Source organism: Gimesia benthica (assembly GCF_009720525.1).
In the GTDB taxonomy this organism is placed as follows: domain Bacteria; phylum Planctomycetota; class Planctomycetia; order Planctomycetales; family Planctomycetaceae; genus Gimesia; species Gimesia benthica.
The window spans coordinates 374,625-386,868 of the sequence record NZ_CP043930.1 but is presented as its reverse complement, the minus strand read 5'-3'; the positions used below and the strand labels follow the sequence as shown (position 1 = coordinate 386,868).

Genomic DNA, 12,244 nt, shown 5'->3' with positions numbered 1-12,244 from the left:
CGACCGTCGGTTTCTCAGTCAATTCAGCCTCGTGCTCGCTGAATTCACCTCAAATAGCGGCCGGGAGGTGTCTCATGGAAAAACCTTTGCTTGTCTGTACGTTATCGAAACGTCAGGCCAGGACAGCCCTGGAGTCTGAAGGCTGCGATCTGCTGGTGGTCTCCTCTGCCGAGCAGATTCTCTCGACGGAATTCCCTCGTTCGCCCCGGCTGTTTGTAATGACGGCGACTGCAGAGAACCTGGAAGAAGTGTTGGGTGTCATCAGCGTCTTACGCAATCAATGGCCACTGACGGACATTCTGATCTGGGCACCGGGAATCGAGAATGAACAGGTGCGGATTCTGTTTCAGTCAGGCGTGAGGGATGTCTGTCTGTCTCAGTCCGCGGAGCAACTGCAGCAGTTGGTCAAAGAGACGCTCGAGAATCAGCAGTTCCTGCCCCGCATGCACGATCTGAGTCCTCAGCGGAAGAAAGGGGCGCGTTTTGAATCGATGCTCAGTCGCAGCCTGGCGATGTGGGATCTGTTCGAACTCTGCACGCGCGTGGCACCGACGGATGCGACCGTATTGATCGTGGGAGAAACAGGGACCGGTAAGGAACTGCTGGCGCGGGCCGTACATCGTCGCTCGGGAAGATCGGGGCGATTCGTCGCTGCGAATTGTGCTAGTATCCCTGCAGAACTGATCAACTCCGAACTGTTCGGTCATGAGAAAGGAGCCTTCACCGGTGCGGAACGGGCCAAGAAAGGTCTGGTGATGCATGCGAACGGCGGGACACTGTTTCTGGATGAAATTGGCGATATGCCCCCGGAAGCGCAGCTGTGCCTGCTGCGGATGCTGCAGGAAAAACGGATTCGGCCCGTGGGCAGTCAGTCTGAAGTTGAGATCGATGTTCGGATCGTGGCGGCGACGAATGTGCTGCTGGATCTGGCAGTTCGCGAGGGACGATTTCGCGAGGATCTCTTTTACCGACTCGATGTGATCCGCGTGAATGTGCCGCCGCTGCGTCAGCGTCCGGAAGATATCTTTCTACTGTTTGGCCATTTTACGAAACGTCTGGCGCGGCATTACGGGTTGGAACCGCCGGTCTTCACGGACAGCTTTCTGGATGCCCTGCTCGACTACGAATGGCCGGGTAATGTGCGACAGCTGGAAAATTTCAGTGAGCGGCTGGTGCTGGCCCGGTTTCCTTCGGCTCTGACGGCACGGGATTTTGCCAGGCTGCGAAGTACCAATCTGGCAGAGACCGGGCAGACGCTGGAACATAAGCAGCAGGCGGTCTGGCGGAAGAGCATTGATGCGTCGCGGACGCTGCAGGAGAATCTGGAGCCCGTGATTGAGCAGCTGGAACGCGAGTATCTCCGGGCAAAGCTCAAACAGAATTCCGGTCGGGTGGCAGAAACCGCAGACGCTGCTGGGATCAGCAGGCGGACCCTCTTACGGAAGATGAAACAGTATGGAATCGAGAAGCAGGATTTCAAAGACTGACAGTTCGGGAATTTTAAGCTGACCGGGCAACACGCAGATTGTATTTCCTTCCCCCTCTGATTAGAGTAATTACTAAACAAGGTTATTGAATCGGCTGAGAGTCAATTCCAGCCTGGTTGTCAGCGTCATTATATCAAGAAGGAATGATCGATGAATTTAAAGTCACTCTGCAAAAGTGGTCTGTTTTCCCTGCTGGTTCTGGCTGTCATGGGAACTGCTGCCGTGAATGCAGGCGAAAAGAAGTCCGACAAGAAAATGAATCAGCCTCCAGAAGGCTTTATCGCCCTGTTTAACGGTAAAGATCTGTCCGGCTGGATCGGCATGAATTATCACACCGTCAAAGGAAAAAGCCCGATGGCCGTGAAGAAGATGTCGGAAAAAGAGCGGGAAGAACTGCTCAAAAAGAACTGGGAAGACGTACTGGAACACTGGTCCGTGGAAGATGGGGAACTGGTGAATGACGGTCATGGCGTCTATCTGACGACAGCTGAAGACTTTGGTGACTTCGAACTGCTGCTCGATTACAAGACCGTCGCGAAAGCAGACAGCGGTATCTACTTACGTGGTGTGCCACAGGTGCAGATCTGGGATACGACCAAAGAAGGTGGTAAATGGGATCGGAAGGCGAACCTGGGTTCCGGTGGTCTGTTCAATAACAAAGGGGAAGGCAAGTATCCGCTGGTACACGCCGATAAACCCTTTGGTGAGTGGAATCACTTCCGGATCATCATGAAGGGGGATAAGGTTACGGTCTACTTCAATGACAAACTCGTTGTAGACAACAAAAAGATGGATAATTATTATGAGAAGGACCAACCGATCTATGAGACGGGGCCGATTCAGCTTCAGACTCATGGCGGTGAAATCCGTTTCAGAAATGTCTTTCTGAAAAAGCTGTAAACCGTACAAAACAGAATTCGGAATCAGCTGTCCCCTGGTGCGGGACAGCTGAGATCCGGGTGCTGTTTTCGATATAAAATTCAGGGAGGAGTTAAGGAATGGTTTCCTGCATGCACCGCTTATTTGTGACCGGCCTGATTTTATGGCTTTTATGGCTGCTGGTCGGCTGCACCAAAACGACTCCCGTTGAAGAAATCTCTGTCCAGTCCAGCGGCGTCTCCCTGACTGACTCTGACGTTCCCGATCTGTCGGATGTCTGGCCAGGCTGGCGCGGACCGGAACGGAATGGACACGCCCCGGACCAGGACCTGCCCGTCCAGTGGAACGCGTCCAAGAATGTAGTCTGGCGTACTGATATTCCCGGGCGCGGACACAGCTCTCCCATCGTGGTTGGCGACCAGGTGATGCTGGCCACCGCCGATGATGCGGATCAGGAGCAGATGGTGATCGCCTATAACCGCAAGGATGGTACCGTGCTCTGGGAAACCGTCGTGCATCAAGGGGGCTTCCCCTCTGACGGGGAACTGCATAAAAAAGGAACCAATGCGAACGGAAGTCTGCTCTGCGACGGCGAGCGGATCTTTGCTGCCTTTCTGAATTCAGGAAAAGTCATCGCGACCGCACTGCATCTAGAGGGGAAGCAACTCTGGCAGCAGGAACTGGGGGCCTTTAATTCCAAGTTTGGATATGCGCCATCTCCCCTGCTCTACAAATCATTTGTAATCATTGCCGCCGACAACCGGGGGGCGGATACATTGCTGCCCTGGATAGACAGACGGGCAAGATCGCCTGGCGGGTCGCGCGACCCGCGGTGAGTACCTATTCCAGCCCGATCGTAGCGCATGTGGGAGGTCGGGATCAACTGCTGATCAGTGGCTGTGACAGTGTCGCCAGCTACGACCCGGCTACGGGTAAGGAAAACTGGAGCACTCCTTGTCTGGCAGAAGCAACCTGCGGGACAATTGTGACTGCCGACGACAAAATCTTTGCCAGCGGCGGTTATCCCAAGCGGGAAACGGTGGGGCTCTCGGCGGAGGGGAAACTGCTCTGGACGGATAAGACCAAAGTCTATGAACCTTCCCTGCTGGCGGACGGCAAATACGTGTACGGCGTGACCGATGACGGGATTGCCTACTGCTGGTCGGCCGGATCGGGAGAAGTCATGTGGCGGAACCGACTGCGGGGGTCCTTCAGTGCGTCACCGATTTTGTGCAATGGGTTGATCTATGTCTCGAATCTGTCGGGGGAGACGTTTATCTTCAAAGCGACTCCTGACGGATACGAAGAAGTCGGCTTCAACAAGATTGGTGATGACTGCTACGCGAGTCCCGCGGTGGCGGATGGCGAACTGTTCCTGCGGATCGGTAAAGAACAGGGAGGCAAACGACAGGAGCAACTGGTCTGTCTGGCTAAGATGTCTGAATCCAAAGCTACCGAAACCGACCAGGCCAGGTAACTCTTGGTCTCACGAAACTGATTCGGACCGAATTATTTCTGATTCGGTTTCGTTTCCGGCAGTTTTTTGAAATGCTGTTCAGCCCGTGGGAGCTGATGTGCCCAGTCGGGACTGAGAAATTCGCGGATGCGTTTCTGATCGCGGGTGAGGAATGCACCGTGCTTCTGCGTGGTCCAGTAAGCGTAAAACTCGGTGTGAAGCCGGGGATCATCAATGCTGAATTCCCCCTGCTTTTCGCGATCCTGCAGCCAGCGGTACATGCCGTCGAATGCTTCGATGCCTGCCTGTTGCCAGAGAATTCTTCCTTTGCCGTAGGTCAGATAGAGATGTCGCTGGAATTTCCAGCGGTCGAGCATGAAACGGGCAAAGGTACGACAGGGCATGTCGAGGCAGGCCTGCAGTTCGGTCTGCTGTTCCTGCAGTGTCCGTTTCTCAGATGATACAAGCTGTTCGGTTCTGAGCTGCTTTTCAATCGTCAGTAGTTGCTGACGGATCATGTTCTTCTCTTTGTCATCCAGCCGGCGGATCTGCTGGTCGCGACAGAAGAATGCTGCCGCGTACGTGATTTCCTGTTCGGTGGGAACAAGCGACTTCCGTCGGTCGCTGATGTATTGTTCTTTGACAGGCTGCGCGAACAGCCGAAAGAGTTCTTCGCGTTGTGTTACATTCTTCCCGGTGCGGAGTTGGTCTCGATACACGGCCCGCCCCATCACAGTACCGATCTGCTCATGTCCCGGATTTTTGGGATCTTGAGATGCGATCGTGAGTGACTGGCAGACAAACAGAGCGTAAAGGCAGCAGGCGGAGACGATGCTCCCCCTGGATAAAAAGGAATTCATTACAGGCCCTCGGAAAGAATCTAAATTCAGTGATACTAAACCGATGGATGCATTCTAACCGCGGATCTCTGTAACACTAGAATAATTCTGCTATTTATGTCGTTTCCCACTCAATTCGCGTTTCCAGTTAAGCTTCTTCTCAATGGCTGAGATCATCATGCCGGCGATGTCTTTACCGGTGGCTGCTTCAATACCTTCGAGTCCAGGTGAAGAATTAACTTCGAGCAGCAGTGGACCATGTTTGGAGCGAATAATATCGACGCCGGCAATCATCAGGCCAAGCGCTTTCGAAGCTTTCACCGCCAGCTTACGTTCGGTCGGTGTGATCTTAATGATGGACGCAGTCCCCCCTGGTGGATGTTCGCCCGGAATTCTCCCGGAGCTGCTTCCCGCTGAATGGACGCGACGACCTTGCCATCGATGACGAAACAGCGGAGGTCCTTCCCTTCAGCTTCTTTGATAAACTCCTGCACGAGCAGGTTGGCACGCAGCGCTTTGAATGCATTGATCACACTTTCAGCAGCTTTACGGGTTTCTGCGAGCACGACGCCGCGTCCCTGCGAGCCTTCCAGCAACTTAACGATTAATGGAGCACCTCCCACCATTTCAATCAGGTCGTTGGTATCGATGGGAGAATTAGCAAAGCCGGTCGTGGGGATGTTGATGCCGCTCTTGAGCATCAACTGCAGTGAATACAGCTTGTCGCGGGACTGGGTGATGGCGACAGACGTATTCACAGTCAGAACGTTCATGCTTTCGAACTGGCGGGCCAGTGCACAACCGTAATAGGTGATGCTGGGACGGATGCGGGTAATGACGGCATCCAGGTCATCGAGAATGGTGCCACCCCGGTAGTGAGCCTCAGGTTCGACCGCGTCGAGTTTCATGTAGCACTGTTTGATATCCAGAAACTCCATCTCATGCCCCCGCTCTTCTCCCGCTTCGAGAATCCGCTGGTTGCTGTAGAGTTCCTGGTTACTGGCGAGCACCGCGATTTTGAGTCCGCTACGGGTCTGTTCCCGCTTGCCATAATGTTTATTCAACGTGTCGCTGGTTACCTGCCCCTGACAGAAGCTGAGGGCGGGATCAACCAGCATCCGCCCGCTCATCGCTTCGCGTCCCAACAGCATGCGATAACCCATGGAATCGCGATTGGCGAGCGTGAGTTCAATTTCCCAGGCCTGATCGCCCATCTTGAGTGTCGCCAGAATGACGTAGCGGGTTTCCGAAATCCCACTGGAACTTTTCACCACGCGCTTGTCGACGATGGGACGTTCGCAGCGGACCACGGTGCGACGGTTATTCTGAAGGGGATGGACTTCAAAACTGACCCAGGTTTCCCCCTGGCGGCGGAACTTCTGAACGTTGAAGGCGTGGATGGAAGATGTTTTGGCTCCGGAGTCCACACGGGCTTTGATGGAGGGGATCCCCAGGTCGGGGAAAGCGCACCATTCTTCACAGCCGATAACCTGTTTGTTTTTCTCATCTTTCATGATGGGGAGTGTCGTTTCTATTTCGAACCTGCCAGGCAGGGATGGTTTAAAAATTCGAGCAGGAGTCAGAGGGAATAGTGGTAGACGAAATACTGTTCGTCCCGCTTCCAGCCGGCGGTCTGATACAGGGCCTGTGCGGTTTCGTTCGTCATTTCTGTGGACAGGGTCAGCCGGACCGCCTGGAGCTCCCGGGCATACGCAATGGCAGCGGAGAGCAATTCTGTTCCCACCCCCTGCCTTCGACCTTCCGGGGCGACAAACAGATCATTTAAGATGAACGTCCGCGCCAGCGAGATCGAGGAAAAGCCGGGGTACAACTGGGTAAAACCGACGGGCTTGTCTCCCTGATACGCGATGAACAGGACCGATTCGCCATGGTTAAAGCGGGCTGAAAGAAAGTCGCGTGCCGCCTGTGGATTACTTTGTTGCCGGTAGAACTGGCGGTAGCTGTCAAACAGCGGTAGCAGATCATCCAGATCTGTGAGAACGGCTTGTCTGACGGTGATCGAATTCATAATGCAGGCCACAAGGTTGAACGCGATAGGGTGGGAGTCACTATGCGTAAAATAGTCGCTCTCGGCAGCTGTGTCCACAACACGTCTGTTAGTTTTCCGTGTTTGGCGCAGTTCGAGCGCTTTCTGCCTGGGTAACCAGCTGTCACTACTGGAGGCGGATTCCCTGTGGACGGACCGGGATGGTCACTTTCCGCTTTCTCAAGTGTGAAAAACAGATGAAGCGGGGGCGAAATGAAATCATCCCCTCACCAATGCTGTATCGGAGAGGGGATGATTTAAAGGGCACGACGCGGCTCTGCTAAGCGGGCCACGCTGTTATTTTTCAGGTCTACCAATACAGAATAGTTCGGTGCCGGTACGAATCAGCAGGGCCTGGTCGACGGCTGCGGTTCCATAAACGGCGATGGGACCTGCTTCCGCGTATTCGGACTTAGGCTTGTCCTGCTGTTCTGGAGCGGTTTTGGATTTCTCTGCATCTGCAGAGTCTGCCAGGAGAGGATTGGACGCGATGAGTTTGAAATCTGGCCCCGGGGCGATGACGTCGGTAATGCCTTTTTTGGTGAAGAAGTAGATCTGGTCGCCGGCGGCCAGGGGCGAACTCCAGCAGGGACCGGAGAGCCTTTGGGCGTAGTTCTGTTTGCCGGTTTTGAGATCGAGACAGAAGACCACGCCGACCTTATTGACGAAATAAGCGCAGCCCTCATACGCCAGCGGAGTACAGTAATAGGAGACGGCCTTTTCTGCTTTCCAGAGCACTTCATACCCCGGTTTCCCGTCCTTCGTTACAAGTCGGAGGCAGCAGTTGGAATCGCTGGCATTCGCTCCCCCCGGGTTGCGGCGGTCGGTGGACGCTCCAATGAGTACGTAATCTTCAAAGATTGACGCAGACGGAATTGTATTGCCACTGATGCCCGACATGGTCCAGAGCAGTTTGCCGGTCAATCCCTGGTAGCCTTTCACAGTACCGCGGGCACTGACAATGATTTCCGGCGTACCTTTACGGTCGGCAACGACGGGGGAAGTCCAGGCGACTCCTTCCTCTCGATCCGTCTTCCAGTTGGTTTCGCCGGTTTTCTTATTGAGAGCCAACAGGTAGGAGGGGCCATCGTGGGCAGTCAGCACGAACAGTTGATCGGCTGTCTGGGCCACTGAGTTTCCGATGCCATGGTTACTGACGAATGCACCGTAATCTTTCACGAGCGAACGATGCCAGAGTGGTGAGCCATCATGCCAGCAGGCGAAGACATCTCCACTTTCATAGAACGCATAGATCCCCTGCCCGTCAACTGCGGGAGTCGGTGCGGCACGGGAGACCATGGAAGTTGATTTCTTAGTCTGGCTGGCTTTGAACTCTTTCGTCCAGTTCAATTTACCCGAGGTGAGATCATACGAGTGCAGCAGGCAGGTTTCCTGTTGGGGACCTGCGATGGAAGTGACGAAGACCTGGTTTTTCCAGATCACAGGCGAAGACTGACCATAGCCGGGGACTGCCTGTATCCAGCGAATTCCCTGGTCGGCAGACCATTTCAGTGGCAGATCGCGGGCTGAGGAAATATTAGAGCCTGTGCCGCGAAAACCGGTCCAGGTGTCTGAGGCATTCGCAGTAGTGATGGTGGCCAGCAGGCAGAATGCCAGCAAAATTCGAGTCGATTTAAGATTCCTGGGCACAGCTGGGTTCCTTCAGGTGTGGGGGTTCCGGAGGCGTTACCAGATCTGCCAGTGATGTCTGATTCAGGGTGGTTTCCAGCATGGAAAAGGAATTCAGCAGATGCTGGTGTAACTGGCTGATCTCGGTCGAAACAGAGTCCGTGTGGGAAAGCGTCTCTCTGAGAGAGGTAGTATTTACGGCATTAATAATATCAAGCAGGCTGATTTCAACGGGATCACGGAGCAGCGTGTATCCGCCGTTATGGCCGCGCTGCGAGCGGATGAGCCCGGTCCGGTTGAGTTCCAGCATGATTTTGGGCAGGTACGCGTGCGGGACCTGGGTGACTTCAAACAGCTGATCGCGGGTCATATAGTCCGGATAACGAAACGCCAGACAGGTCATTGCTCTGAGAGCATACTCTTCGGTTTGAGAAATCATATTCATATTGATCAGGACTCAATGGAGTATCTGTCGAGGAGGCTTCGGTAGGCGATTTCGGGCGAACGGGCCTCTCTCTGATTGTGTGGGGGATTGCAGTTGCAGCAGTTGGTTTCGGCAGATGTCGTAACGCATCTGGTCATTCGCATCTTGAAAAATGGCCATGAGCCTTTCCAGGCAACTGCTACAGCGGATCTGCTGTAATTCTGAGCGACTGATCTGTTTGACGACACGGTAGGCCTCTTCGAACTGTCCCATTTGTTCGAGGAGATTGCTGAGTGCGAGTCTGTAATGTCGGTTCTCCGGATCCAGACTGACTGCCTTGCGTAGAACGCTGGCAACCTGTCGTTGCGGGTAACCGAGCTGATTCATAAAGTGGGCCATCCCCAGCCAGGAATCAGCCTGATCCGGATCGCGGCGGACTGCTTTGCGGCAGGCCTGCAGCGCCAGATGTCTCATCTCGGAGTGCCGTCCCAGGTAGGACGAGAGTGCGGGAAGCAGCCGATCCGGAATGTCATCCCGTTGTAAGAGGATGGTGAAGACCGACTGGGCTAGAGCCGTTTTACCGGTTTCCAGGTAGTTCTTAGCTAGGACGTATTGCCCGGAAGCGGAGAGCGGGATGAGTGTTGTGGCCGTTTCGAGTGAATGGATTGATGTATTGTGCCAGCTGAGCGAGTCTTCAATCAGTCCTTTGTGTTCCCAGGCTTTTCCTGCATCGGGATCAACGGCGTGCAACTGAGTGATCTGGTCCAGAGCCTGGTAATGCAGTCCCTGCCGAAACAGATCGATGGCCGCCTGAAGCGTTTGCTGTGTTTCCATAGTCATACTCTATGAGAGAAAATCGTCAGGTTTCACCTGAAAAGAGGAGAGACAAGAGTTCCCGGAATGGGGCGTATCCAGAACAGAACTCTTGTCTCTTCAAGCGGAAAACTCGACTTTAATTCAACTGAATCTGCTCGATTGTTTTGAGGTGTCCTTTGCGTGAAGCGCCTCCGATGGCGAGCAGACCGCCGTTCCCGTCAGGGAGCAGACGATGGAAGAAACGTGGTGTAGCCAGGGAGCCCACCTGTTTCCATTGGTTGTTCTTCTGATCCAACTGGAAAACGCCGCCATCCATACCACTGAAGTAGAGCTGGCCACCCAGACTCCAGGCGGTGGTACCAAAGCCGTTCATGGTACTGCCGGGCAGTTCCGGCCCTTTAGACCATTTGCCGGTCTGGGTGTCGTAGACGTCGACTTCGTGGCTGATATCGCCGTCAGCATCGATGCCTCCCATGGCGTAGATTTTACCTTCGTGGGCAGCTGCGGAGAGAGCCCGACGCTGGAAGGGTTGCTTAATGGTTTTCCATGCGGGTTTATCTGCAGCAGCATCGAAGACCAGCATGTTATCCTGCCAGATCGATTCATCCCCTTTTCGCATCTGCCAGCCACCCACAACGTAGAGCTGATCTCCCAGGAAGACAGCGTCATGTGAGGAGCGTCCGTTGGGCATCGCGGTGACTGATTCCCAGCTGTTTTTGCCGGGTTCAAAGCGTTCCACACTGGGCAGCGATTCCATCAGGGATTCTTCTCCCTTTTTGTTTGTGACCGACAGGCCACCGATCCGGTAGACGCTTTCTCCGTGAGGTGCCATGGCCAGTCCCTGTAATGGAGTTTTGAGCGGCAGCGTTTCCCAGTTTTTGGGCTGCTTGAGGTTGAGTCGCTGGAAGTTCTGCGAAAGGTTGTCGGCACTGTGCTGATGAGCCCGTCCTGTGTGTCCGGAATAGACGTAGAGGTAATCACCACTCACGGCGGCACCGAAGCTGGAAATGGCATCTGGCAGCTGAGGATATTTGCTGTCGACAGCGGTCGTTTCTGTTTTGTCGGCTACGGGCAAGTAAGGGAGCGTCAGCGTGGAGTAGTGACGGATGCTGTCGTACTTGTCCCCTTTATGTTCGCCCGCTTTTTCTTCCACGTGTTTGGCGCGGATCGAATACAGGCCTTTGCTGAGTTTGAACTGGTACTGACCCTGGTCGTTACTACTGGCGGTGACCGTTTCGCTGGTGGTTTCAGGACCGATGACTTTGACCTCTGCACCAGCCAGAGGTTTACCGTTCAGGTTGACCTGCAGGGTGACTTCTTCCCCCTTGAGTGTAGGGATGATTTCCAGGGGCAGCTGTTCGGTGCAGGTGATCTTATCCCAGACCTGCTGGCTTTTCTGCGGGAATGTTTTGGCGTAGTACTTGAGCAGGAAGTTGTTTTCGCCGCGCGTGATCACGCCATAAGTGTGATTCAACCCATAAGCGGCTTTACCGGCTCCCTTGGGTTCGGGAGTGATGAACAGCGAGTCATCGCCTGCTGTCAGGGAGTAGGTCTGCAGTTTGCCTTTCTGCTGTTTCTCCCAGACTTTGATGCTGGTGAGTCGTTTCAGCAGATCGGGATCATCGGGTTCGGCGACCTCACCAAAGTAGAGCTGCACTTTGGCAGCGTTATTCTTGCCTTCGGCCTGGGGAAGCAGCCAGAGGAAATGGGCGTATGCCTGGTTTGTCGCGATGACTGCCAGCAGGCAGAGCATGGCGGCGGAAAATTTGAGTCTTTTCATTTCAGATTACTTTCAAAAGACGAGTAGCTGTTTAGAAATCATCTCAGTTAGTTTGTGAGAGTGCAGAGTCGGTCAGCAGGCGGTGATTTGTCAGCTTGATGGAACCGACGTTGTGATCGAATTTTTCGCCACATTCTACGGTCAGCATAGCTGTGGGCAGGTCGAACTTGCCGACCCGGGCGAAGGCAAACGTATTGCTGCGGTTGGACAGAATTTCGCCTGTCTGGGGATTGCGATAAGTCACGGAAGTGACCTGCGGGAGCGTTTCATTTTCTTTGGTCCGCAGAACGTCCAGTGTGGAAATCGTAAACCACGATTTATCGGAACGGCGATGGACTTCTGTCATGACATCCCCCTGCAGGCGAAACGAAACGTTCTTGCCGTCAATGTTGACCAGGCGACCGAGTGGATGATCGACTTCCTGATCAGCGAACGTGGCGGGGATTGGTTTCTGCTGACGGTATTTCCGATGTCCAATCACGGAATGCATCTTGGGCAGGCTCCACTCGGAAAGTGATTCGTCCTGCAGCGTCAGCTTGATTTTGAACTGATTGTCTGCGACGAGTTTCCCGGTGGTGCGCTTCCCATTGTAGCAGACGGTGACATCAGCCGTAAAACCGGGAAAGTCACGCCAGGTCGCCCGGGCTTCCCTGACCTTCTGGTACAGTTTGGTCGCGGCTGCTTTTTCCTGCTGGGAATCGGTCGATTCCTGTTCCCGGGCAGGCGTCCATTCCATGGTGGCAGAGAGAGCCAGCAAAACGATCAGGCCAGCCAGGCCCCATTGCTTGAGTTCTCGCGTGATTTTTTGGCGAAACGGCATTGGATGTCTCCATCGTTATGAAGTAAGTAGGTTCGCGTTGGCGGAAAGTGGGGATTGAAGTCAAACT

Annotated in this window: 11 protein-coding genes and 1 pseudogene; 4 read left to right on the top strand and 8 right to left on the bottom strand. The window is 54.2% G+C overall.

The window, feature by feature from the left end:
• Positions 1-74 precede the first annotated feature (74 nt).
• The 4 genes from F1728_RS01685 to F1728_RS31445 all read left to right on the top strand — a co-directional run bounded on the left by F1728_RS01685 (position 75) and on the right by F1728_RS31445 (position 3,843).
• On the top strand, positions 75-1,487 hold the full coding sequence (locus F1728_RS01685; RefSeq protein WP_155362631.1) for a sigma-54 interaction domain-containing protein: 1,413 nt from the start codon (positions 75-77) through the stop codon (positions 1,485-1,487).
• Positions 1,488-1,637: 150 nt separating this feature from the next.
• Positions 1,638-2,387 (top strand): 3-keto-disaccharide hydrolase, encoded by a 750-nt coding sequence (locus F1728_RS01680; protein ID WP_228030460.1) that lies wholly within the window; start codon positions 1,638-1,640, stop codon positions 2,385-2,387.
• Positions 2,388-2,497: 110 nt separating this feature from the next.
• Positions 2,498-3,202 carry an outer membrane protein assembly factor BamB family protein gene (locus F1728_RS31450; protein ID WP_228030459.1) on the top strand — a complete coding sequence of 235 codons (705 nt, stop codon included), beginning with the start codon at positions 2,498-2,500 and terminating at the stop codon, positions 3,200-3,202.
• Positions 3,100-3,843, top strand: coding sequence for an outer membrane protein assembly factor BamB family protein (locus tag F1728_RS31445; RefSeq protein WP_390644281.1), 744 nt, complete (start codon positions 3,100-3,102; stop codon positions 3,841-3,843). Before F1728_RS31450 ends, F1728_RS31445 begins: the two co-directional genes overlap by 103 nt.
• A gap of 32 nt (positions 3,844-3,875) precedes the next feature.
• Here the strand turns inward: F1728_RS31445 and F1728_RS01670 are convergent, their stop codons facing one another.
• From F1728_RS01670 to F1728_RS01635, 8 genes and pseudogenes are all read right to left on the bottom strand, one after another.
• Entirely contained in the window at positions 3,876-4,682 is an 807-nt protein-coding gene (locus F1728_RS01670; RefSeq protein WP_155362630.1) for a hypothetical protein, read from the bottom strand.
• A 90-nt stretch (positions 4,683-4,772) separates the two neighbouring features.
• Positions 4,773-6,175, bottom strand: a pseudogene (rimK, locus tag F1728_RS01665) (30S ribosomal protein S6--L-glutamate ligase).
• Positions 6,176-6,240: 65 nt separating this feature from the next.
• A complete protein-coding gene (locus F1728_RS01660) occupies positions 6,241-6,690 on the bottom strand; it encodes a GNAT family N-acetyltransferase (protein WP_155362629.1) in 450 nt (149 codons plus the stop codon).
• Between the two features lie 315 nt (positions 6,691-7,005).
• Positions 7,006-8,358: an outer membrane protein assembly factor BamB family protein gene (locus F1728_RS01655; RefSeq protein WP_228030458.1), complete on the bottom strand. Its 1,353-nt coding sequence runs from the start codon at positions 8,356-8,358 to the stop codon at positions 7,006-7,008.
• Positions 8,342-8,776 carry an Rrf2 family transcriptional regulator gene (locus F1728_RS01650; protein ID WP_194242636.1) on the bottom strand — a complete coding sequence of 145 codons (435 nt, stop codon included), beginning with the start codon at positions 8,774-8,776 and terminating at the stop codon, positions 8,342-8,344. Before F1728_RS01650 ends, F1728_RS01655 begins: the two co-directional genes overlap by 17 nt.
• A gap of 18 nt (positions 8,777-8,794) precedes the next feature.
• Positions 8,795-9,595: a tetratricopeptide repeat protein gene (locus tag F1728_RS01645; RefSeq protein WP_155362627.1), complete on the bottom strand. Its 801-nt coding sequence runs from the start codon at positions 9,593-9,595 to the stop codon at positions 8,795-8,797.
• A gap of 118 nt (positions 9,596-9,713) precedes the next feature.
• Positions 9,714-11,357 carry a DUF4198 domain-containing protein gene (locus F1728_RS01640; protein WP_155362626.1) on the bottom strand — a complete coding sequence of 548 codons (1,644 nt, stop codon included), beginning with the start codon at positions 11,355-11,357 and terminating at the stop codon, positions 9,714-9,716.
• A 43-nt stretch (positions 11,358-11,400) separates the two neighbouring features.
• Positions 11,401-12,177 (bottom strand): DUF3386 family protein, encoded by a 777-nt coding sequence (locus tag F1728_RS01635; protein WP_155362625.1) that lies wholly within the window; start codon positions 12,175-12,177, stop codon positions 11,401-11,403.
• Between the last annotated feature and the right edge of the window lie 67 nt (positions 12,178-12,244).